The 23,639-nt window shown below is 35.4% G+C and carries 15 protein-coding genes and 1 pseudogene; 5 read left to right on the top strand and 11 right to left on the bottom strand.

Annotation, left to right across the window (positions count from 1 at the left end):
- Positions 1-280: 280 nt before the first annotated feature.
- The 4 genes from BZG02_RS10680 to BZG02_RS10665 all read right to left on the bottom strand — a co-directional run bounded on the left by BZG02_RS10680 (position 281) and on the right by BZG02_RS10665 (position 5,746).
- A complete protein-coding gene (locus BZG02_RS10680; RefSeq protein ID WP_218972217.1) occupies positions 281-1,816 on the bottom strand; it encodes an acyl-CoA carboxylase subunit beta in 1,536 nt (511 codons plus the stop codon).
- A 99-nt stretch (positions 1,817-1,915) separates the two neighbouring features.
- Positions 1,916-2,425: a biotin/lipoyl-containing protein gene (locus BZG02_RS10675; protein WP_101261414.1), complete on the bottom strand. Its 510-nt coding sequence runs from the start codon at positions 2,423-2,425 to the stop codon at positions 1,916-1,918.
- A gap of 23 nt (positions 2,426-2,448) precedes the next feature.
- Entirely contained in the window at positions 2,449-3,972 is a 1,524-nt protein-coding gene (accC, locus tag BZG02_RS10670; RefSeq protein ID WP_101261413.1) for an acetyl-CoA carboxylase biotin carboxylase subunit, read from the bottom strand.
- Between the two features lie 442 nt (positions 3,973-4,414).
- Positions 4,415-5,746: an SO_0444 family Cu/Zn efflux transporter gene (locus BZG02_RS10665; protein WP_101261412.1), complete on the bottom strand. Its 1,332-nt coding sequence runs from the start codon at positions 5,744-5,746 to the stop codon at positions 4,415-4,417.
- Positions 5,747-5,985: 239 nt separating this feature from the next.
- On the opposite strand from BZG02_RS10665, the gene BZG02_RS10660 reads away from it, so the two are divergent.
- Entirely contained in the window at positions 5,986-7,158 is a 1,173-nt protein-coding gene (locus BZG02_RS10660; protein ID WP_101261456.1) for a hypothetical protein, read from the top strand.
- Positions 7,159-7,243: 85 nt separating this feature from the next.
- Positions 7,244-7,792: an FMN-binding protein gene (locus tag BZG02_RS10655; protein ID WP_101261411.1), complete on the top strand. Its 549-nt coding sequence runs from the start codon at positions 7,244-7,246 to the stop codon at positions 7,790-7,792.
- Here BZG02_RS10655 and BZG02_RS10650 read toward each other — a convergent pair.
- From BZG02_RS10650 to BZG02_RS10630, 5 genes are all read right to left on the bottom strand, one after another.
- Positions 7,789-8,355, bottom strand: coding sequence for a manganese efflux pump MntP (locus BZG02_RS10650; protein ID WP_101261410.1), 567 nt, complete (start codon positions 8,353-8,355; stop codon positions 7,789-7,791). The genes BZG02_RS10655 and BZG02_RS10650 overlap by 4 nt on opposite strands.
- 102 nt (positions 8,356-8,457) lie before the next feature.
- The gene (locus BZG02_RS10645; protein WP_101261409.1) at positions 8,458-10,605 is read right to left on the bottom strand and encodes an ATP-binding protein; all 2,148 of its coding nucleotides are present in this window, start codon (positions 10,603-10,605) and stop codon (positions 8,458-8,460) included.
- A gap of 441 nt (positions 10,606-11,046) precedes the next feature.
- Positions 11,047-11,898 carry a carboxylating nicotinate-nucleotide diphosphorylase gene (gene nadC, locus BZG02_RS10640; RefSeq protein WP_101261408.1) on the bottom strand — a complete coding sequence of 284 codons (852 nt, stop codon included), beginning with the start codon at positions 11,896-11,898 and terminating at the stop codon, positions 11,047-11,049.
- Positions 11,899-11,923: 25 nt separating this feature from the next.
- Positions 11,924-13,492 (bottom strand): L-aspartate oxidase, encoded by a 1,569-nt coding sequence (nadB, locus tag BZG02_RS10635; protein WP_101261407.1) that lies wholly within the window; start codon positions 13,490-13,492, stop codon positions 11,924-11,926.
- A gap of 182 nt (positions 13,493-13,674) precedes the next feature.
- Positions 13,675-15,882 (bottom strand): bifunctional alpha,alpha-trehalose-phosphate synthase (UDP-forming)/trehalose-phosphatase, encoded by a 2,208-nt coding sequence (locus tag BZG02_RS10630; protein WP_101261406.1) that lies wholly within the window; start codon positions 15,880-15,882, stop codon positions 13,675-13,677.
- 103 nt (positions 15,883-15,985) lie between these two features.
- Between BZG02_RS10630 and BZG02_RS10625 the strand changes: the two genes are divergently transcribed.
- Positions 15,986-17,797 carry a glycoside hydrolase family 15 protein gene (locus BZG02_RS10625; protein WP_101261405.1) on the top strand — a complete coding sequence of 604 codons (1,812 nt, stop codon included), beginning with the start codon at positions 15,986-15,988 and terminating at the stop codon, positions 17,795-17,797.
- Positions 17,798-17,870: 73 nt separating this feature from the next.
- Here BZG02_RS10625 and BZG02_RS10620 read toward each other — a convergent pair whose 3' ends face one another.
- Both BZG02_RS10620 and BZG02_RS10615 read right to left on the bottom strand, forming a co-directional pair.
- The gene (locus BZG02_RS10620) at positions 17,871-18,242 is read right to left on the bottom strand and encodes a hypothetical protein (protein ID WP_101261404.1); all 372 of its coding nucleotides are present in this window, start codon (positions 18,240-18,242) and stop codon (positions 17,871-17,873) included.
- A gap of 427 nt (positions 18,243-18,669) precedes the next feature.
- Positions 18,670-18,951, bottom strand: a pseudogene (locus tag BZG02_RS10615) (transposase); the annotation flags it as partial.
- A gap of 346 nt (positions 18,952-19,297) precedes the next feature.
- On the opposite strand from BZG02_RS10615, the gene BZG02_RS10610 reads away from it, so the two are divergent.
- Together BZG02_RS10610 and BZG02_RS10605 are read left to right on the top strand one after the other, a co-directional pair.
- Positions 19,298-19,750 carry a hypothetical protein gene (locus BZG02_RS10610; protein ID WP_101261403.1) on the top strand — a complete coding sequence of 151 codons (453 nt, stop codon included), beginning with the start codon at positions 19,298-19,300 and terminating at the stop codon, positions 19,748-19,750.
- 42 nt (positions 19,751-19,792) lie between these two features.
- Positions 19,793-23,524, top strand: coding sequence for a T9SS type A sorting domain-containing protein (locus BZG02_RS10605; protein WP_101261402.1), 3,732 nt, complete (start codon positions 19,793-19,795; stop codon positions 23,522-23,524).
- The last annotated feature ends 115 nt before the right edge of the window (positions 23,525-23,639 follow it).

The raw sequence follows: 23,639 nt of genomic DNA, 5'->3' as shown, positions 1-23,639 counted from the left end.
TTAAAGGGTTAATATTTAACTAAATTTACGGAATCATTGTCAAACTAAGTTTATTTAAATGTTGGCTTTTTGCAATCAATTTATGTAAACCCCTTTTTGTAGTGTCGAAAATGTTTTCGCAATTGACCACAATCGTTTGCAGTGTTGATGAAGGTATTTAAAAACATAGTAAGTGTTTATATTGTGTAGGTGGTTACGATTTAATTTTTAAATAAATTAGAAAAATGGAAAGCACAGTATTTTTTACTGTGCTTTCCGTTTTTATTGTGTAAATGCTTTTCTATAAAGGAATATTTCCATGTTTTTTAGGTGGATTTTGTTCGCTTTTGTTGGCGCACATATCTAAAGCTTGCACCAGTTTATGGCGGGTTTGTTTGGGTTGAATAATTTCATCGATGTATCCCATTTCTGCCGCTTTGTATGGATTTGCAAACTTATCGCGGTAATCATCAATAGCAAGTACACGTTCCGATTCTGATAGTCCTTTGTGCATAATATTAACAGCACCTTCGGCACCCATAACAGCAATTTCGCCAGTTGGGTAGGAGTAATTAACATCTGCTCCAATGTGTTTCGAAGCCATTACATCATAAGCTCCGCCATATGCTTTACGGGTAATTAGCGTAATTTTTGGTACTGTGGCTTCCGCAAAAGCATATAAAAGTTTAGCGCCATGTTTTATAATTCCACCAAATTCCTGTGCAGTTCCAGGTAAAAAACCAGGTACATCCACAAAAGTGATTAACGGAATGTTAAAAGCATCGCAAAAGCGAACAAACCTTGCAGCCTTAACCGAACTGTTAATGTCTAATACTCCAGCCATAAAAGCGGGATTGTTTGCAACAATTCCAACAGGTTTTCCACTTAGTCGGGCGAAACCAATACTTATGTTTTGAGCATAGAGAGGCATCACTTCAAAAAAGTTGTGATCATCTACTACTGTTTCAATTATATCCTTAATATCGTATGGTTTGTTAGGATCAACAGGAACCAAGCTTTGAAGTTTTTCATCTTCGCGATGAATATTATCGGTGCACGGTTTTATTGGTGGATCCTCCATATTATTCGAAGGAAGAAAACCAATTAACTCCCGAAGCATCATCATAGCTTGTTCGTCGTTATCGGCGGTAAAGTGGGCAACACCACTTTTCGCATTGTGGGTAATTGCACCGCCTAGTTCTTCTTTGGTAACTTCTTCGTGGGTAACTGTTTTAATCACATCCGGACCAGTAACAAACATGTAGCTGGTATCTTTTACCATCATTATAAAATCGGTAAGAGCAGGCGAATAAACTGCTCCGCCGGCACAAGGACCCATAATTGCTGATATTTGTGGAATTACTCCAGAGCCTCTTACATTTTGATAAAAAATATCAGCATATCCGGCTAAACTTTGCACACCTTCTTGAATTCGTGCTCCTCCGGAATCGTTTAATCCTATAATAGGAGCGCCCATTTTCATGGCTAATTTAGTGATTTTAACAATTTTAGCTGCGTTAGCACCACTTAGCGAACCTCCAAAAACGGTAAAGTCCTGTGCAAAAACGTAAACCAAACGACTATCTATTTTTCCATAGCCACAAACAACTCCATCTCCTAGAAATTTATTTTTCTCCATTCCAAAATCGGTGGAACGATGGGTAACCATTTTGTCAACTTCTACGAAGGTTTCAGGATCCAATAGATCCAAGATTCGTTCTCTGGCTGTTTTCTTTCCTGCGGCATGATGTTTGGCAATTCTATCTTGTCCGCCACCAGCCTCTGCTAATGTGTTTAATTCCTCGAACTTTTTAATTTTATCTTCAAGTGTCAGCATTTCTTTATCATTATAAATTTTGAATGGTCAATTTGGCATGTCTTTTTGTGACGATAAATGCCTAATTTAGAATTCATAATTGTTAATTTGTAATTTTAATTAATCAATAAATACCAGAGGTTGATTGCCGTCGATAATATCTTCCTCATGAACATATATTTCTTTTACAATACCGTCTTTCATGGCTTTGTATTCACTTTCCATTTTCATGGCGGCTACAATAATTACGGTATCTCCTTTTTTTACTTCACTGCCCAATTCAACAGGAATTTTAACTACTTTTCCAGGCATTGGGGAGCTAATAGTACTTTCCGCAGCAGCTAGGTTTCCCGAATTTCTTGCTTGCAGATATTTCGTTTCTGCATCAATAATTTCCGCATCGTAGGAGTGGTAAAAAGTGTTTACCGAATACTTTTTTGGAGAATCGGTTTCAATCAGTTCTACGTTATAGGAACGGCCTTTATACAGAACGGAATACACACCGTTTTCAACCTGTTGCATATCCAGATCATACTCTTTGGAGTCAACCATTATTTGAATTTGGTTGCCTTCTTCGGCCAATAGTTCGACTTTTGCCAATCGATCGCCCAATTTTATTTCAATTGCCATTTTATTATATTTTTGTTTATCCTTTAATTTTCACTGGCTCTATACATTTCTCTTCTGCGTCCAAATTCTTTCCATTTGCTTTGTTGCGAGGATTTCGGACAAATTTGAGTGTTTTTAAGTTTGTGGTGATAATCAATAAAGGCGGTAACGATGGCCAGATCTTCAAAAGACTCTTTAGCTTCGTCGGGAGCAAGAAGAAATGCTTCGTTGTTTTGAATAAAGTGAGTATCATAGGTGCCGTTTCTAAAGTCGTCGCAGTCCATGATTTTTTCAAGATATTTAATGGAGGTTTTTACTCCTGTAATTTTATATTCGAAGAGAGCTCGTCTCATTCTTTCTATAGCTTCCTCTCTGGTTCTTGCCCAAATTATTAATTTAGAGATCATTGGGTCGTAATGAATAGGGATTTCATATCCTTCGTAAACGTATCCATCTGTTCGCACTCCTAAGCCCATAGGTTCGGTAATGTGAGTAATTACTCCCGGACTCGGCATAAAGTTATTGTCGGTATCTTCCGCATAAATTCTGCATTCGATTGCGTGTCCAAATTGAAAAACATCTTCCTGTTTTATATTTAATTTGTGTCCTTCAGCAATTAAAATCTGCTGTTTCACAAGGTCATATCCAGTTACCCTTTCGGTGATAGGATGTTCTACCTGCAGTCGTGTATTCATCTCGAGGAAATAGTAGTTGTGGTCATTATCTACCAAAAACTCTATAGTACCTGCACCATGATAATTAACGGCCTTGGCGGCAGCAACTGCATGTTCTCCCATTTGAGCTCTTAATTCGGCTGTCATTAGCGGAGAAGGAGTTTCTTCAACTACTTTTTGGTGTCGTCTTTGCACAGAGCATTCTCTTTCGCAAAGATGAATTACATTTCCATGTTTATCTCCTAAAATCTGAAATTCGATATGATGAGGAGACGAAATGTATTTTTCGATATAAACAGCGTCGTCTCCAAAGGATGCCATTGCTTCCGATTTAGCAGCTCTTAGTCCTTCCAGAATATTTTCTTCTTTGTCAATCATTCGCATGCCTTTTCCACCACCACCAGCCGAAGCTTTAATCATTACAGGTAAGCCAATTTCGCGAACTGTATTAAGAATTGTCGATTCATCCTTTAGGTTCTCTTTCGTTCCGGGAACTACGGGTACTCCACTTGTAATCATGGTTTTACGAGCAGTTATTTTATCGCCCATTGTTCCAATTACTTCGGGAGTAGGACCTATAAAAATGATACCTTCTTTTTCGCAACGTTTCGAGAATTCGGCATTCTCGCTTAAAAATCCATAGCCAGGATGAATGGCATCTGCTTTAGCACGTTTCGCAGCATTTATAATTTTATCAATATTCAAATAGCTTTCTGCTGAAGTTGCTGGTCCAATATGAATAGCCTGATCGGCATATCGAACGTGCATGGAGGTTCGGTCAACATCGGAGTACACAGCAACAGAAAGAATTCCCAATTCCCTACATGAACGCATTACACGCAGAGCAATTTCACCTCGATTTGCAACAAGGACTTTTGAAATCTTCTTGATCATATTTTGGTCTTCGTTAAAAGCTCGTAAGAGCTTTGTTTTTAATCAACTAATTGAAATGTTAGTTAAGGAAATGTTTCCTTAAAAAGAATAATATACAGCATAAGTATGTTGTAGAACATTTAAAAGTAATCAAAATTTCGAAGTTTTCAAGTAATTAAATATAAAGATGTTTACATCTGAAGAGCCTAAGAATGGACTATCTAAATAGTCTTAATGCGTCTGTAAATCAACACCTTGTAAAATTTATATTTTTCAAGAATTGGATTGTAGTATTAAAAAATCTTAAATTGGGTGAAAAACGCCAATTATGTTGAAGAACAAGTCTTAGATTCTATTAAAATTATGTGGATAGAACGATAATAAGGGAAAAAATGAATGCTTTTGATACGAAATTATGCGAATCTATTTCTAGAAAAGGAATGTTTTAGGTACGGAAAGCGAACTAATTGTTCGCTTTCACTTCTCCTCCAAATTCAAAGCCAAGGCTTTCAATTTCTTTTTTTATAATATCTAACTCGATTAATTTACCCGTAATGTGTAAGGATTTTTGTTCGAGATTCACTTTGGCACTGGTAATGTTTTTGAGAGCACCAATATGTTTTTCTACACTGTTTTTACAATGATTACAACTCATTCCATTTACGATCAATAATTTTTCGGTAAGTATAGTTTCAGTCGCTATTGGTTGCGGTTTATTTTTCCCAGAAACATATTTCTGATAATAGCCATTAAGTATCAATAATACTAAGCTAATACTGCTTCCCCATTGCAGCCATTTTGGAAGCATCCAATGTCCTTCATGAGCGTCCATATGATTATGCAATGGCCCTAGTGTAAACCATTCGCGAGGAAAAACATTATCAATTAATAGACCGAAAAGCAAGGCTCCTGTAATAATTGAAATTAAGTAGGACCACATGGTTTTCTTACCTAGAACTTTGTTTAGAACTGTAATAGTTGCTGCATTGGTTGCAGGACCAGCCATTAGAAAAACTAAGGCTGCACCCGGAGAAATTCCTTTCATCATTAAAATGGCTGCCACTGGTACCGATGAGGTGGCACAGATATAAAGAGGAATGGATGCGATGAGAATTACTAACATGCCCAAAAAATCGTTTCCAATATAACTAGAGAAAAAATCATCGGGAATTAGAACAGAAATTGCAGCAGCTAAAAGAAGTCCAATAATCAGCCACTTCGAAATGTCTTGTAAAAAATCTACAAAAGCGTATTTAAACATGGTATAAAAGGGCGATTTTTTCTTTTTAGCTTCGGAGGAACAATCACCTTCACAAGCACAGTTTGATTCTTTTTCGTTGGAACAACAAGTATCCGAGGAAAGTTCGGGTATTGGTTTTTCATCTTTATCGAAATGATTGGTAAGTAAGCCACCAAAAAGGCCAGTAATTAACGCTATAAATGGTCGGATAATAGCAAAAGGCAAACCTAGTAACGAATAGGTAACCAAAATGGAGTCGACACCGGTTTGTGGGGTTGATATGAGAAAGGAAACGGAAGAACCTTTAGAGGCACCACTTTTATAAAATGAAATTCCGGTAGGGATAACTCCACAGGAGCATAAGGGCAGAGGAATACCAAGCAAGGCTGCATACAGAACCGATTTCCCATTTTTTTGACCCAAGTATTTGTCGATAAATTTTTGAGGAAAAGCTACTTTTAAAATCCCTGCAAATAAAAATCCGAGCAGTAAGTAGGGTGACATCTCATTTAGGATATCTATAAAATCGATGAAAAATTGATTGATATATTCCATTGTTGAGTTTCTTTTATTGATAGACTTGCTCTTGTAATTAGGTTGTGTGGAGCATTTTCAGACTCAAAAGTATTAAAATATTTGGATAAGTATATAAGGTTTATCAGTAATAAAAGAGCTGTAGGTCTAAAAATACCAACATCTAGGTATTTATGCTTATTGAGACTTAGTCTAATTTAGCAGTCGAAATAATGCTCCTAAATGGAGCAATGAAACCAACACCTAATTGTTTTAAACTGATGAAAAAAGGATTACTATTTGTAGCGATGATTGCTGCTATTTATACAGCAAAAGCACAGGATACTGAGGAGCCAAAAAGTATTGGCACTACTATGTTAGAAAGAGCTAAAGATGAGAAATTAAGTATTGGAGGATACGGAGAGGTTCATTACAATCAACAAATTAGTGGGAATACTCGTTACAACGGAAATATGGATGTTCACAGAATGGTTCTGTTTTTTGGATATCAGTTTAATGAAAAAACTTCGTTTGTAACCGAAATTGAATACGAACACGTAAAGGAATTGTATGTTGAACAAGCCTTTCTAAACTATAATGTTCGCCCAAGTACTAGCTTAAGAGCAGGTTTAATGTTGGTGCCAATGGGTATTGTAAATGAATATCACGAACCAACAACTTTTAATGGTGTAGAGCGTCCAAGTGTTGATAATAGCATTGTACCTACTACATGGCGCGAAATTGGAGTTGGAGTAAGTGGACGTGTTCCTTCAATGCCAATCAAATACCAATTGTATGTAATGAATGGGTTTAATGGATACAATGATGGAGGAGTACTGCGTGGTTCTGATGGATTAAGAAAAGGTCGTCAGAAAGGTGCTGAATCTACATTTACATCTCCCTCATTATCAGCTAAAGTTGATTATTATGGCGTGAAAGGATTAAATATTGGTATGGCTGGATATTTTGGAAAAACCCAGTCATCTGCTTTTAATGGTTTGGATAAAAATGATGATTTTGCTGAAGCAGTTGCAGATTCAACCCGAGTTGGAATCAGTATGTTTGGAATGGATGTACGTTATAAGCTAGATGCTTTGCAATTAAAAGGTCAGTACATACATTCTTTTATTAGCGATGTAGCTGAGTACAATGATAAAACAGGTAAGGATCTTGGAAAGCAGATGCAAGGTTATTATTTGGAAGCTGGTTATGATTTATTGCATGGTAAAGAGCAGGCTTTGGTTCCGTTTGTGCGCTACGAAAATTATAACACTCACCATAAAGTGGGAGGAAGTATGGTCGCAAATAAAGCTTACGATCGAGAAGAGATATTTTTTGGAGTAAGTTATCATTTGGCCAAGGGAGCAGTCGTAAAAGCTGATTATCAAATGTCGAAAGACGCTAAGGATGTGAAAAAGAATTTTGTGAATTGTGGTGTAGGTGTTTGGTTTTAAATTAAATACATTTTAAAATAGTTTATTTCAAAGCATTTTGGGTTTTCATTTTGCTTTGAAATTTTCATGTAAGGGAGATTTGTAGATGAAGAGATTGAGAGATATTATTCGGATAGTAACTATTTTGGTATTGATTAGTGGAACATTTGCCACAAAGGCAAGTGACTTTCCTAAATCGATACAGAAAAAGATTGATAAAGAAATCCAGAAGACTTTTACTTTTGAAGATTTGACAATGGATGAGATTGACAATCTAAATTTGGATTCTTTTAATTGTGAAGGGGTGAGAGATTTACGTTTGAGTGCACTAAAAGTCTCCAATAAATTAATTGGCTTTGCCTGTTTTGCTTCATCAAAAGGGAAGAATGATTTTTTCGATTACATGATTGTTTTCAACGAAAAAATAGAAATTCAAAAGGTGGTAGTCTTAATTTACAGATCTTCTTACGGTGGTGAGATCATGGCCAAGTCGTGGTTGAACCAGTTTGAGGGAAAAGTAAGGGGTGAGGAGATGGAATTTGGTAAAGATATAGATGGAATCTCTGGTGCAACTATTTCGGCTCCGTCAATGGCAAAAGGAGTAAAATCGATTAGCTTACTTTTAAGTGAGTTAAAAGCGAAGGGGAAAATTTAAATTTGAAAAAATAAATCTTCGATTAGAATTCTGAGTCCAATTAAAATAAGAATGGCACCTCCCAGAATTTCAAATTTTTGGCTTAATTTATTGCCAATTTTTTTTCCCAGCAACATGCCAAGCATCGAAACAATAAAGGTGATTGCTCCAATAACTATTGCTGGAAACCAAATATTTACATTTATAAAGGCTAGACTTAAGCCAACAATCAGGGCATCTATGCTGGTGGCAATAGAAATTCCAATAAGAACAACTAATTTTAAGGGGTTAAACGCGCAGTCTTTTTCTTTTACAAAGATACTTTCATAGATCATTTTTCCTCCCATGCCTGCGAGTAAAATAAAGGCAATCCAATGATCGAAATCTTTAATTAAATCTTTTAATTCCCAGCCTGTATACCAACCAATAATTGGCATGCCCCCTTGAAAAATGCCAAGAAAAAAGGCAATTTTAATTGCTTGAAAAAAGTGAATTTTTTTAATTGCCAATCCACTACATACCGATGCTGCAAAAGAGTCAACCGAAAGGCCGAGGGCAAGAAAAACAATACTTATTAATTCCATGTAATTGTATTTTGGATTGCAAAGATATATTCTTCTTTAATAGATGAAAAGAAAAAAGGCAAGTTCTGTTTGTGAAATTGCCTTTTTGATATGATTTAAAAATTAAGCCGATTTGATGGAGAAGATAAAGTTACTTCCCTTATTTATTTCACTTTCAACCCATATGTCGCCGCCGTTTTGGTTTACAAATTCTTTGCAAAGAATTAAACCTAAACCGCTTCCAGCTTCATTATTGGTTCCGTTTGTTGTATAGTTACAGTCTATTCTAAATAATTTCTCTTGATTTTCTTTACTGATTCCTATACCTGTATCTTTCACAGATAGAAAAATAAAATCACCTTCTTGTTTCGCAGATAAAAATATTTCCCCATTTACGGGGGTAAATTTTATGGCATTACTAATTAAATTTCGAACTATAGTATTCACCATGTTGATATCTCCGTAAGCTAGAGTATTTGGTTGAATATCAGAGTTAAGCTTTATTGATTTATCCGAAGTTTTTAAAGTGAATATATTTAAGTTAGATTGTACTAGATCGTGTAAATCAAATGATGTAGGTGAGAAATCCATTTTGCCTCTTTGAGTATTTGCCCATTGCAATAAGTTTTCTAAAAGGGTAAATAATATTTGAGCAGATTCACTAACAGCGTTGTTATATTCTTCAATAGTAGCAATGTCTTTACTGGTATTAATTTCATCTTTTATTAGTCCCGAAAAGCCTAAAATGGCATTAAATGGAGAACGAAGATCATGCGCTATGATGGAAAAGAATTTGTCTTTAGTTGCATTCATAAGCTTTAGCTTCGAATTAGACTCTTCTAATTTCCCAACAATCACATTAATTCTATTGTTGACCTTCACTTTGGAGCGAAATAAAATGAAGATAAGTACGATGACTAGAATTGCTAAAAAAGAAAATAGAAACAGATAATTGGTTCTTAATTTTTCTTGTTCCAATTTTTCTTGAGTAAATTGATTTTTAACTCTTAATATTTCATTTTCTTTCTCTTTTTTTTCCGTATCAAATTTGGTTTGAAGTTGTGCAATTTTATTCGAGCGAGATTCGTTGAGCAGACTATCTCTTAATGAGTTGTATGCCAATATGGTATGGTAAGCTTTTGTGTTGTCTCCTTTTTTATTATAATATTCTCCAAGTAGTAAAAGTAAATCTCCTTTTTTTCCTCTTATTTTTAATTTTTCGCAAAGGCTAATTCCTTTCTCTAAATAAGGGAAAGCTTCTTTGTAATTCCCTTTACTTAAGTAAATTTGAGTTAAACTTTCAAGATTATATACAATTTCGGTTTCGAGATTTAACTGTTGATTAATAGATAAGGATTGTTGTAAATATTCAATAGCTTTTTCGGTATCTCCTGTTTTAAAATAATTTTCTCCTATATTATTTAGAACTAAAGCAATACCCGATTGGTTTCCCATTTTTTCATAAATATCAAGACTTTTTTCAAAATAGACTAAGGCTTTTTTGTAATCCAAATCATTTTGATATAAAATAGCCATGTTGTTATACAAACTAGGCAATAGATCTGTTCTTTTTTCCAGATTAGCTAGTTCCAAAACATGGTTGTAGTATGCAATTGCTTTCTCTTTTTGATCCTCGTCAGAATAGATTATTGCCATATTGAATAGCAAAGTCATCTTAATGTTATTATTGTCAATTTTTTCGGCTATTGCGTATGCATCTACATAATGATTCAAGGCTATTTCTAAATCACCTCTTTCCCAATTAATTATACCAATACCAACAAGATTATGTATCTTAGTTTCTTTTTCACCAATTAAATCACAAATGTCTATGGATTTATTATAGTAATAAATTGCTTCGTCGTAGTTACTGGTTGTTGTATAGTAGGAGCCGAATCTATAGTATACTTTGCTAATACTTAAGGAGTCGTTTATTTGTAAAGCGATTTGATTCGCATCATCAATTAATTCTTTCGAAAGTATTCTGTTTCCGTTGTCTAAATGAATGCTAGAAAGTTCAAGTTGAGAAAGGATGGTAAGCTTGTAATTCTTTTTTAGTTTGGATAATCGCAATGCTTCATTGGCAAAGTACAGGGCACTATCTATATTTATTTTATGGTATTCCTTAGATAAATTTAAATATAGTTCAGGATTTTTTTGGCTTTCACATATTTTTACTTGCTCTTTCAAATCTTCTTCCAAATAATTAGCAAAAGTGGCTTTGCTAATTAGTAAGACAAAAAAAAGGATGAGTTTTAGGGGAAAATTCATTTTTGTTAAGGTCTTAGGTTTTATTTTCTTGTTACAAGAGATTTTGTTTTTAGGTGGTTTGGTCTAAAAATAAATTCGTGAGTCGAAATATAGTGCTTTTACAACAATGTTTTTTGTTTGGCATGAAAGTATTATTCTTTTGATAAGTCTTATTTCATTAGTATATGGTATTATTGGAGAGTAAAAATACACATCCAATTGTGCTAAAGACCTTTATTCATAGTTAATGCCTACTTTTTTCGTTGGGTAAATAATTCTGTTTGTGATTTATTTAACACTTTTGCCTTATAACTGTTTGGGACTAAACAATTCAAGAAATAAATTTAATGGAAAGTTCGTTTAGCAACCAATTTTCATGAAAAATTTCCAGGGTCAAAAAAAAATCTGCTGTTCGAATTCAAAATTATTAGTGCTTTAGCAATCTAGTCAAGTTAATAGCTTTTACTTTAAAATAATATTCTGACTTATATCTAAAGCGGTTACGGAATGAGTAAGAGCACCAATAGAAATAAAGTCAACTCCGGTTTTAGCAACTCCTGCAATTCTTTCTATATTCATGTTCCCGGATGCCTCTACCAAAGCCTTGCCATCAATAAAGTGGACAGCTTCTTTCATTGCTTCATTACTCATATTATCGAGCATGATAATATCTGCACCAGCAGAAACAGCTTCTTTCACTTCGTCGAAATTTGTTGTTTCTACCTCAACTTTAATAGTGGAAGGCACTGCTTTCCGAATTTGTGCCACAGCAGTAGTAATACTTCCTGCAATTTTTATGTGATTGTCTTTAATCATTACCATATCGTATAAACCAATACGATGGTTGGTTCCTCCGCCCATTTTAACCGCATATTTGTCGAATGTACGTAAGCCTGGAACTGTTTTTCTTGTATCTAGAATTTTCACTTTTGTTCCTTTCGCTTCGGCTACATATTTTGCAGTTTCAGTTGCAATTCCCGACATTCTTTGCATCAAGTTTAAAGCCAATCTTTCTCCGGTTAAAAGAGCTCTGTATGTTCCCTTTATTTCCAGAATAACATCTCCTTTTGCTACTCTATCGCCATCTTTAACTTTTGGAAACCATTCCAAATTAGCATCTAATTTTCGAAATACCATTTCTGCGATATCCAAACCTGCAACTATTCCATCAGCCTTTGCAGTCATACTTGCAGTAGCTAATGTATTCTCGGGTACTAAATTATTGGTGGTAATATCGCCACTCCCTATGTCTTCCTGAAAAGCATGATTAATGATAAGTTCGATTTCCTGAATGGTAAATTCGGATTTTTTCATAGTTAAGGCTTTAATATCGTGATTGTTAGTCTACGGGTGTAAAATGGATTGTTTTATTGATTTGTTGAATGGAATGAGTATGAAAAATAGATCTCTCTTTAGGAAAATCTTCCCTGTAATGGCCTCCACGACTTTCTTGTCTTGCTAAGGCTGCAGTGCACAACAGCGAACATACCTTAATAAGGTTTTGCAAGCGAACACTGTAATATTCATTCGTTTCAAAAGGAAATGTATTTTCGATTGCTTCTAAAAACGTGAGAACCTCACTTAGTTCCTTATTACTTCGAACAATACCGGCTTTCAAATTCATTTCCATAGCAATTTTATTGCTGTGATTCAGGAATAATTGCTCAAGTTTTGCGTTAAGGTGCATCTTACTTTGCTGGAAAGGGAATGAATCGGTTGAAGTAGAAGTTGCTTTTGCATGATCGATTGCTCTTTTTCCGAAAACCAAACACTCAAGTAAGGAGTTGGAGGCGAGTCTGTTGGCTCCCATAACTCCAGTAGATGCTACTTCTCCGCATGCATACAGTCTCGAAATGTTTGTTTCTCCGTTAATTCCGGTTTTAATACCTCCAACCATATAGTGAGCGGCGGGTGCAATTGGAATTTCCTGACTCATATCAACACCCGATGCTTCGCAATTTTTATTAATTGAAGGGAATCTATTTTTTATTTTTTGTTCATCGAGATGTTTTAGGCTAAGAATTACATGAGTGCTTGCACTTTGTTTCATCTGATTGAAAATAGATCGGGCTACAATATCGCGGGGAGCTAATTCGGCAAGTGGGTGAATTGCGAGCATGAATCGTTCTCCTTTTGAATTAAGAAGATAAGCACCTTCTCCACGAACAGCTTCACTAATCAGAAATGTATAACCTTCTTTGCAATAAAAGGAACTAGGATGAAACTGTATGAATTCCATATCTGCGATTGCAACACCTGCTTTATAGGCAAGATGAATTCCATCACCAACAGTGGTGTGCGGGTTGGTTGTTCTTTGATAGATTGCGGAGGCTCCTCCACTGGCTAGAATTGTATGCTTAGCTTCAATTAGGAGATTGGTATTATTAGTTACATTGTAACTTTTTGCTCCTGCACAAACTTTATTTTCAACGAGTAGTTCAAAAACCAATTGGTTCTCAAATATCTCTATTTTATTGTTGTGCAGTACCTTGTCAATTAAAAAAAGCGTCATTTCTTTTCCTGTAGAATCACCACCTGCATGCAGTATCCTTCTTCGGTGATGCCCTCCTTCAAGTCCGAGGGACAGCTTGCCATTCTCCTTATCGAATTGCATCCCTAAATCAATTAAGTCTTGAATTCGTTCGGGTCCTTCGTTAACAAGGATTTCTACTGGGATAGAATCACACAGGCCACGGCCTGCGGTCAAAGTATCCTCTAAATGATATTGAGGGAAATCTTCTGGATCGGTTACAGCGGCAATCCCGCCTTGAGCGTAGTAAGAATTACTAACATCAAGTTTCGATTTCGTTAAAATGGCAACTTTCCCAAAACGGGAAGCATAGTGAGCTGCATATAAGCCAGCCAATCCACTTCCGATTACCAAATAATCGAACTTTTTGTGTTGCATTATTAAAAATCTTGATTTGTGCGAAAATAGGGAAATTGCCCCTATTGGATGCAAAATTATACGAATTTTGAAGAACAGGAGCAGTATTTGCTAATTTTATTAGTAATAATTTTTATTTACATATTTAGTCGAACAAAAAACAAGCGATAAATTTTCATTTATCGCTTGTTTACTATTTATAACTATTTAATAAATTCGGAGAGTAATTTTCGAACCGATGCAACCGATTCAACTTTGTATTTTGCAGCCGTTTTCTTAAGTCCAACTTTTATGGTGTGAGCTGATTCAGGAAGTTCTCGGAACATGTATTCATCCGTCCAGTCATCTCCAATCGCCATTATAAAATCAATTTTTTGGTTTTGAAGAAATTGCATGGCTGCCAGTCCTTTATTAATACCACCACTTTTTACTTCAATCACTTTATTTCCTTCTAATATTTCAAGATTGTGATTCGCGATCATTGTGGTTAACTCATCTCTAAGTCCATTTGCTCTCAATTCTCCTTGTTCTGGCTCTGCTTTTCTAAAATGCCAAACCAAAGAATAGTTTTTTTCTTCGATAAAAGATCCTGGAGTTTGATCAACGAAGGTTTCCAGGGTAGGGCGAAGATTTGGTTTCCATGCATCCGAAGCATTGGTCAGCATTTTCCATTCTTTTTGATATTTTCTTAGCCAAACACCATGTTCAACAATTAGGTTAATTTTATGTCCTTCGAACCATTTCTCCAGGCTATCTCTATCTCTTCCACTTATAATTGTAATTACATTGCGGGGATCTTCTTCTAGTTTATAAAGAATATCATGAAGTTCTTCATTTGGTTTCGCATCATTAGGGTTCGATCTAAAGCCAGTCAGGGTTCCGTCGTAATCAAGGAATATGGCTCTTTTTTCGGCAGCATGATATTCCGAATTAAGTTTTTCCATAATCTTAGTATTGATTTTCTTCGCATTAAATGAGTTTTGAATTTTCTCTACTTTGGATAAAGATTTTACAAATTCACTAGACCATTTAAATACATCGTATCGTTTTATTCTGTCCTGAAGAAATATCATTCGTTCCCGTTGTTCATCAAGAGGCATCACTAAGGCCTGATTAATTGCGCTGGCAATTTCATTAATATTATTTGGATTAATAATCAAAGCTTCGCCCATTTCTTTGGCAACACCTGCCATTTCACTCAAAATAATTACGCCTGTTCTATTGGTTCTTGAAGCTACATATTCCTTAGCAACCAAATTCATTCCATCGCGCACAGGTGTTACTAGAGCAACATCGCACGAGCTGTATAATTCTATTAGGTTTTCGAAAGGTAAAGATCGATAAAAGTACCAAACAGGAGTGTAGTTAATGCTTCCAAATTTTCCATTTACCGTTCCAACCAATTCATCTACTTCTCTTTTTAGGTTGATATAATGTTCTACCGTTCCACGAGAAGGAACTGCGAGCATAATCAAAGTTACTTTTCCAATCCATTCGGGATAATCTTCTAGAAATTTTGAAAATGCACGTAAACGATTCGGAATTCCTTTCGAGTAATCCATCCGATCGATAGAAAGAATTAGCTTTCGTTCTGGGGAAACGAGAAAATATTTTTCTAACTCCCGATGAAGCTTCGATTTTTCCTGAAGTGGTTTTTGAAAAGATTGAGTGGCCGCCTCTCTAAATTTATCGTAGTCGATTCCCATTGGAAAGGAATCAACAAGAATAATTCTGTCTTCGATGTGAATTTCGTTGAATGAAATTTCGTATCCCATTAATCGGCGAACCGAACTGCAAAAATGCCTTTGATAATCGAAAGTATGAAAGCCTATTAAATCAGCTCCCAGCATTCCCTGTATCAACTCTTTTCTCCAGGGTAAAATTCGAAACACCTCGTAGGAGGGAAAGGGAATATGTAAGAAAAATCCAATAGTAACACCTGGTTTTTTCGATTTTATCATTTCTGGAACCAGTAACAATTGATAGTCGTGAATCCAAATAGTATCACCTTCTTCGATGGTTTCTAATGCTTTATCGGCAAATTTTTGATTTACACTAACAAAAGCATCCCATAGTTCGGGTGTATAATCAATATATTGAGCAAAATAATGAAATAGTGGCCAAATAGTTCGGTTACTAAAACCATCGTAGTACAAATCTATTTCTTGTTTTGATAAATGAACAGATACACAATCTTCTTCAATTAATTTTTCTTCAATCTTCGCAGTTAGCTGATCATCAAGATCATCGCTGGCTAATCCTGGCCAGCCAATCCATTTCCCATTGTATTCTTTATATACCGACCTCATTCCTGTTGCGAGTCCACCAACGCTTGGAATTAATTCGATGTCGTCATTTTCTACGTTTATACTAACAGGAAGTCTGTTGGAGACAATGTGAATTCTATTCATAAAATGTAAATTAAATTTTGGTTTAAAAACTCTTTATTGTCACGAAAAATATTTATTTTCCGTGACATTATTATATGGTTAAGCTCTAAAATAGCATTTTTTTATGAAGAATTTAAATTACGGGGTAATAGGAAATTGTAGAAGTGCGGCACTTGTATCAGAAAAAGGGTCGTTGGATTGGGTGTGTTTACCACAATTTGATTCCTCTTCGGCATTTGCTAAGTTGTTGGATATCAATAAGGGAGGGAGTTTTGAAATTTTACCCGAACAAGCGACAAATATAACACAGGAATATCGAAAAAATACAAATATTTTAAAAACACGATTTGAATGTATCGATGGAGTTTTTGAGGTATTAGATTTTATGCCAAGATATGTGACCGAAAAAAATGATTACTACATGCCACCGGATGTAGTTCGTTTTTTTCGATTGGTTTATGGAAAACCAAAATTTCGGATTAAATACAATCCACAGCTCGACTACGCTCGAAATACTACCGAAACTAACGTATCTATAGGAGATTATATAAAATCCTACACCACATCAGGAAATTACGATTCCCTGTATTTGTATTCGAGTTTTAACTATTCGGATATTTTAAATCAGGAAGTAATTGAATTGGATCAAGATCAGTTTTGCCAAGTAAGCTATAATCAGAAGTTGTTGGAACAAACGCTCGATCGAATTTATTTGAAATTGCAGCGTACAAAAACTTATTGGTTGAACTGGAGTGAGAAAACGAAAGAGCTTCCTAAATACAACGAGGAATCTAGCCGAAGTGCATTGGTTTTAAAACTACTGAGCTATCAAAAGAGTGGGGCGGTTTTGGCTGCATTAACTACGTCTTTGCCCGAAACAATTGGCGAAGTAAGGAACTGGGATTACCGCTTTTGCTGGATCAGGGATGGTTCTATGGTAGTGAAAATTCTTACTCAAATGGGGCATTTTAATGTTGCAAAGCGCTACCTGAACTTTATCATGGATATCATTCCCGAAAAGAATGAGAAAATTCAGATCATGTATGGTATCAATGGGGAAAGAAAACTTTCTGAATACGAGTTGGAACATCTGGATGGTTATGAAGGTTCGAAACCTGTTCGTGTTGGGAATGCTGCTTACAAGCAAAAACAGAACGATATTTATGGCATATTACTCGATTTAATACATCAACATTTCGAAATGTTTGAAAATTCCTTGGATCATAGTGAGGAATTGTGGACAATTGTGAGAAGTATTGTGAAAGTGGTGGAAGAGAACTGGAAAAAACCCGATCGAGGAATTTGGGAGATTCGCGGGAAAAGCTTGCACTTTACCTTTAGTAAAGTAATGTGTTGGGTTGCTTTCGATAGGGCGGTAAAAATTGCCTCTTTATTGCAACGAGATTATTACGTTGGGAAATGGACGATATTGCGACATTCGGTGAAAGAAGATATTCTAAAAAAAGCCTGGAGTAAGAAAAAGCAGGCATTTACTCAATATTATGGCTCTGAGGACATGGATGCTTCGGTTCTTTTAATGGAGAGCTATGGTTTTATTAATGCCACCGACGAAAAGTATAAATCAACCGTGTTAACCATTCAGAAGGAGTTGGAACATGACGGATTAATGTATCGATATAAAAATAAGGACGATTTTGGAACGCCAAAATCAGCATTTACCATTTGTTCGTTTTGGATGATCAACAGTTTATACAAAATTGGCAAAAAGAAGGAAGCAAAAGAGAAATTTGATAAATTACTTAGCTACTCGAACCATTTAGGTTTGTTTGCCGAAGATATCGATTTTGTATCGAAACGGATGCTTGGGAATTTTCCGCAGGCCTATTCGCATTTAGCGATCATCGAAACAGCATTGAATTTTTCCAATACGAATTTCGACGATGAGGATAGTTTATTGGATCAGCTGAATAGTTAAATCTATTCTCTGACTACAAAAGCAAATAGCACCAAATTTGAACAGCTCAAATGGGTGCTATTTGTTATTTATTCTAACCTTTCAACAATTGAATAACTTCTTTTAGGGTTTTGTTTTCATTTTTCAGGAGCTCTAATTGCTCGCATTTTTCTTGCAGTTCTTTCTGGATGTTTATGTACTCAGTTCCATCAATATCATCGGCATTATTTAGTGTTTCCTGTTCATAGCTATTTGCAATCTCCTGGAAAAAATTAATTTTCATTGCATGGCAAATACTCCAAAGCCGATTAACCTGCAATGTGGGTCTTTCTAATTGCTGACGCAGTGTAACAGGTCGGATGTTGATTTTTCGGGCCAAAGAACTTACCGTTTCTCCTTTTTCATGAAGCACATTTACTATCTTTTTGTTAATACTAAAAAGAGCATCTTCGATTTTTTGATTCATTATTATGCGTTTGAATTAAAATTTAGCTTGATATCGGTCGTGTTTTGCTTGATTTCAGATCAAAAAAGGGTAGTCAATAACCATTTTTATTCTGTTAGTAGGAAAGTTACTTGTTTTTGAGTGTAAAATCAATTCTAAGATAGCTAAAATATCTTATTATGACTATTTAAGGCACTGGCAGGGTACTATATAAAATCGATTGAGTAGTAAAAAGCATCTATAAAATAGCTAATAGTATCTCCAATATAGTATAAAACATCGGTAGAGTAGAAGATAACATCTACATAGTAGTTAATAGTATTGGTAGGGTAGTATAAAACATCGACAACGATTCAATAAGAGCTAAATTGAATGTAAAAGACACTTAATTTGACAGCTTACGAAGCTACTATCTGATAAAAAGTACCTTTCCGAAAGCAAAATCAATCAAATCTAAAAGGTACTTGAATGACATATCCATTCTTGAACGTTCAACTAAATCGACGTCAGAAACATTATAGATGGCTTTTAATAAAAGATATTTGAACATTCTTATTGGACTTTCTGCATTACGTCTATTAGTATAACAATATTTGGAGGAAAGTTCTTCATACACAAAACTGAAATCAATTAAATCATTGAGCCAACGCAGAATGTTATCCTGAGGAATGATTAAATCATAAAGTTCTGAATAGGAACTTAAGGGGAGATTTTGTTGTTGAGCTAACATATATCCGATATCTTAATAAAGAACAAGATATAAAAAAGCGTAAAAAGAAGAATAGATCAACTTTTTACTGATTTTATTATTTAAGGTACTTTTTCAATGCTCTCGCTCGGTAGGAGACTCTTTTTTTCTTATTTAACCATTAGCTTCCCTTTGTAAATTTTTTCGTTGGGTCGATTAATTGCTGCAAAAGGAAGTCTTATTACTGTTCTAAATAATATGGGTAGAAGTGCTATTGAATTAAAAATACCTGTTAATGTTATTTAATGTGCTTATATTTATTGGCTTTTAGGTGAAAACACAGTCAAACTTCACGATCAGTTATGTCGAATTTTAAGAAATATTACCAATGAAAACACTAAATATCATCGTTATTAAAAAGAATCTATTTCAATTATTCTTGCTGGTTTTTTTATTCGGATGTGCGTCGACCGCTCAAGTTCTTAAGAATGATGTTGATCTTCAAAAGAAAACTTATCAACAAATTGCCGAAGAAGAGTTTGGAGAAAAAGGGGAGTACATTCTAAATTCAAACGGGAACTATGTGTTATGCACGAAAGAGCTTTCAAAACCACTGATCAATCCAAACCAATTGGCGGAATTTTTTGTATACGATCTGCAAAAGGAAGAAATTATTTATTCGGACAAAATTGCTAATGCTAAAATATCTTGGCACAACAATACGCAACTACTAATAGTAAATCAGAAAGGGTACATTTCCGAATCAGCCGATACTGGAAAATGGACTTATATTTTTGATCTTAAATCAAAGAAGAAAATCACAGTTAAAAAAGTACAATAAAAAAAAGTACAATAAAAATCACACAGCTAATTACAAGTATTTATGAAAACAAAACATCTTTTGCTTATTGGGGGATTCCTTGCTTTGTCTGGGATTCTTGTCAATAATTTCACTCGACCCAAGGAAAAGAAATTTTCTAAGGAAGAATTTACGCCTGAAGAATTTTGGCAAAATCAATATCAAGCCAAAAAAGAGAAAAGAAAAGTGGGCTATAGTAAAGCCAACAAACCAGATATGTACAGTAAGTACTTTAAAGACATCACAACCAGAATTGGAGCAAGTGAATCTGGTTATAAAATGAATTATAAAACTATAGAGCTGCAAAAGGCACAATCCAATAGCTCTAAATTGAAAAGTACAAAAGCGAGTCTGGATTTTATTCAACGCGGTCCTGCTAATGTAGGTGGTCGTACACGTGCCATTCTTGTCGATCCAGATGATGCTAATAAAAATACCTGGATTGCAGGTAGTGCTACAGGAGGAATCTGGAAAACTACCGATGGTGCCGAAAACTGGACCAACCTATCCGATGATTTAACCAATTTGTCGGTGAATGCTTTAGCTATGGCAGCATCAAATCACGATATTATTTATGCTGGTACCGGCGAAAGTTTTCCAGGTGGTGCACAAAATGTAGGGAATGGTATTTGGAAGTCGGTGAATCGCGGAATAGGATGGACACAATTAGCGAGTACTGCTACAAATGTAAAATTTGGATATGTAAATCGTCTTTTTGTGAACCCTATTAATGCGGATATTGTAATTGCCGCTACGGAAGCTGGTATATTTAAATCGGTTGACGGGGGAAGCTCTTGGACTCAGGTGTATGAGAGTACAAGAGGAGTAGAAGATTTAGCAGCTTATTCTACTGCAAGGGATACTATTTTTGCAGGAGAAAATGGAAAAGGGATTCTTCGTACTGTAGATGGCGGTGAAACCTGGAGTGTTGTCTCAAAAGGACTTTCGTCCGGGAGTCGCTACGAACTTGCCGTATCTCCTGTAAACAGAAATTTTGTTTATACGAGTATTGATATTTCTGATGATGTATCGGAGGTTTTTTTATCGATGGACAATGCTAATAGTTGGGCTAAATTTAATGATGCTCAAAATTTTCTTGGAGGTCAAGGAGGATATGATAATGCCATTGAAGCTCACCCATTTATAGATAGTGTTGTATATGTTGCGGGTGTTGATATGTGGAAACTTGCCTTTAATAAAACACCTACAGAAAAGGATGCCGCAGTAAAAGCTGCATATACTGAGGATACAGATTTTCTATCTTTTGTAAGTTTTGGAGGTAGCTATTTGAATGGTGGCTTAAGTATCGAGGAAGGAACTAATCTTCTAGCTACTGATTGGGCTTCGGTAGAAATTCGTTTTGGAGCCGGAATCAGTCAAAAAGCACATCGTTTTACAGTTCCAAATGAGGCAACTTCAGGAGTTTTGGCATCGAGTTACACCTATGCTGATTATGTAGATGTTCCTTTTCAAGTATGGGACATAACCAACAATAAGCAATTGATGGTTTCGTTTCGCGATCAGGAAAAGGATGGAAAATTTAATTTATATACTCGTAGTGCTACTAGTGATGCTTATGGCGATTTAGGGCGAGAATACATATTTGTGAACGCTATAGAATACAATGCCAGTACTGCCGATGCAACGATTGCAGTTGCTGGGGGACATCTAAATAAAGCTCTTTATATGATTTGGCCAGAGTTGACGTCTGGTTCTACTTGGGATGCTGCGAATTTACCAACTTCGAAAATAGTTGTAGAATATGGGGCCGTAGAGGTATACGATGGTAAAAAAACAAATGTTGCTGATGCTTATAGTAATTATGGAGGATCAAATAAATATGATCAAAATGCAGGGTTTGATCAAACAAAAATTCCTGGTTTGCATCCCGATCATCACAATATTACGATAATACCTCTGGAGAATAACAAATTTAGAGTTGTGAATGGTAATGATGGTGGAATTGGAGTGTCTCTAAACGATGGTGTAACATTTAGTCAGAAAGCCAATAATTACATTACTACCCAATTTTATGGAGTAGCTAAAAATCCGGATGCGAATGAATACATTGGAGGAATGCAGGATAATGGAACCTGGCAATCTGCATCAAACGAAGATGCTTCATCGAGTTCTCATTACTTTTTTAGATTGGGAGGAGATGGTTTTGAATGCTTGTGGCATAGGAAAGACTCTAAAAAGCTCTTAGGAAGTATTTATTATAATGCGATATATCGATCAACTACTGGTGGAGATATTTGGAGTTCAGTGAAAGGAATCACCGAAGATGATGGTCCTTTTATTACTAAATTGTCGGCCTCAAAATGGAATCCTGATGTTGTTTTCGCAGTTGCAAAAGAAGGAGTTTATAAATCAACAGATTTTGGTGCTAATTGGACAATTAAAAAAATAGCGTCTTATTGGCAGGGAGTTACAAGTCAGCACAATGTGGAAGTATCTCTTGCCGATCCGAACATTGTATGGGCTGGAGCCGCAATGATAACCGATGGAGATTATAAAATTCACGTATCGCAAGATGAGGGGGAAACTTTTTCTGCGGTGAATGATTATGCGGTTAAGAATATGAGTGCTTATATTAGTGGAATTGCAACTCATCCATCTCAAGCATCTACAGCTTATCTGCTATTTTCGAATAGTGATTCTCCTAAAATTTTAAGAACTACGGATCTCGGTCAAACTTGGGATGATATCTCGGGGTTTGGTACAGGAGATGAGAGTACTAATGGTTTTCCAGATGTAGTGACTCACTGTATGATTGTATTGCCAAGCGACACTAAAACACTTTGGGCGGGTACCGAAATCGGATTGTTTGAATCTACAGATGATGGCGCAACTTGGCATCCTATGGATAGTAATTTACCTCCTGTTACCATTTACGATATGCACATTGTTGGTAATCAAGTGGTGATTGCAACTCATGGTAGAGGTGTTTGGAGTGTTGATATTCCAGAGATTGATCGCGTTCCTGAAATTATAGAATATAAAGAGGTGCAGGATAAGGTGATTGGACTTAATATAGATGTAAAGGTTGATTACGATAAACTGGAAATTTATTTAAATGGAGATTTACATGAAAGTGTAACTACTCCTGAAAAAGGAGAGCAGACTTTTAATATAGCAGTGGATCAATTAGGAGTTTATAATTCTTATGTGATTGGTTATTTTGGCGATGAATCTTTTAAGTCGAACCAAGAAGAGGTGGAAGTGAAAGATAAAACTCCAGAAGTTACAGTGCTTGAGGTGATAGCAGAACATAAATTAAATTTAGGAGTGCAAATTCCAGTACTGTACGATAAGTTTGAGATCTACATTAACGATGAAATCTACAAAACGGTAAGTGAGTTTGAAATAGGATCTACTGATCATGAATTATATGTAGAGGAATCTGGTGTGTATAGTGTATATATCATCGGTTACATGTTTAATTCTTCTTACCAATCAAATACAAAAGAAGTGGAAGTAATTATTACTGATATTGAAACCATAACGGAAGAAGTAGAGGAGATGAAGATTTATCCGAATCCATGTAGAGATGAATTTAAGTTACAGCTTGGAAATTTAACGAAAGATTTTTCTGTGGAAATTCTCGATTTAAGTGGAAGAATAGTGTATACACAAAAGGATAGGAATGTAGGAGCTAACACCATTCGATTTGGATCGTTAGAGGCTGGTTTTTATATCGTTCGAGTAACAATGGATGATAAAGTAGTATCTAATAAAATTCAGGTAATTAAATAAATAAAGAATTCTAAATAGAAAGCGATTTTTAATCCAGAATGAAACCCTCAGATTTATCATCCGAGGGTTTTTTTATTGTCTGGAGATGATGCATTACTATACGTAATATCGTATT

Source organism: Labilibaculum filiforme, from assembly GCF_002843315.1.
Classification (GTDB): domain Bacteria; phylum Bacteroidota; class Bacteroidia; order Bacteroidales; family Marinifilaceae; genus Labilibaculum; species Labilibaculum filiforme.
Note: the sequence above shows the minus strand (reverse complement) of the source record. Positions and strands in the feature narration are given on the sequence as shown.

What these genes read in the sequence shown, in the direction of transcription:
- BZG02_RS10660 (WP_101261456.1), top strand. Translation starts at nt 5,986, where the DNA reads ATGAAAAAAGGATTACTATTTGTAGCGATGATTGCTGCTATTTATACA.
- BZG02_RS10610 (WP_101261403.1), top strand. Translation starts at nt 19,298, where the DNA reads ATGAAAACACTAAATATCATCGTTATTAAAAAGAATCTATTTCAATTA.
- BZG02_RS10675 (WP_101261414.1), bottom strand. Translation starts at nt 2,425, where the DNA reads ATGGCAATTGAAATAAAATTGGGCGATCGATTGGCAAAAGTCGAACTA.
- accC (WP_101261413.1), bottom strand. Translation starts at nt 3,972, where the DNA reads ATGATCAAGAAGATTTCAAAAGTCCTTGTTGCAAATCGAGGTGAAATT.
- BZG02_RS10650 (WP_101261410.1), bottom strand. Translation starts at nt 8,355, where the DNA reads ATGGAATTAATAAGTATTGTTTTTCTTGCCCTCGGCCTTTCGGTTGAC.
- nadB (WP_101261407.1), bottom strand. Translation starts at nt 13,492, where the DNA reads ATGCAACACAAAAAGTTCGATTATTTGGTAATCGGAAGTGGATTGGCT.
- BZG02_RS10655 (WP_101261411.1), top strand. Translation starts at nt 7,244, where the DNA reads ATGAAGAGATTGAGAGATATTATTCGGATAGTAACTATTTTGGTATTG.
- BZG02_RS10645 (WP_101261409.1), bottom strand. Translation starts at nt 10,605, where the DNA reads ATGAATTTTCCCCTAAAACTCATCCTTTTTTTTGTCTTACTAATTAGC.
- BZG02_RS10665 (WP_101261412.1), bottom strand. Translation starts at nt 5,746, where the DNA reads ATGGAATATATCAATCAATTTTTCATCGATTTTATAGATATCCTAAAT.
- BZG02_RS10620 (WP_101261404.1), bottom strand. Translation starts at nt 18,242, where the DNA reads ATGAATCAAAAAATCGAAGATGCTCTTTTTAGTATTAACAAAAAGATA.
- BZG02_RS10625 (WP_101261405.1), top strand. Translation starts at nt 15,986, where the DNA reads ATGAAGAATTTAAATTACGGGGTAATAGGAAATTGTAGAAGTGCGGCA.
- BZG02_RS10630 (WP_101261406.1), bottom strand. Translation starts at nt 15,882, where the DNA reads ATGAATAGAATTCACATTGTCTCCAACAGACTTCCTGTTAGTATAAAC.
- nadC (WP_101261408.1), bottom strand. Translation starts at nt 11,898, where the DNA reads ATGAAAAAATCCGAATTTACCATTCAGGAAATCGAACTTATCATTAAT.
- BZG02_RS10680 (WP_218972217.1), bottom strand. Translation starts at nt 1,816, where the DNA reads ATGCTGACACTTGAAGATAAAATTAAAAAGTTCGAGGAATTAAACACA.
- BZG02_RS10605 (WP_101261402.1), top strand. Translation starts at nt 19,793, where the DNA reads ATGAAAACAAAACATCTTTTGCTTATTGGGGGATTCCTTGCTTTGTCT.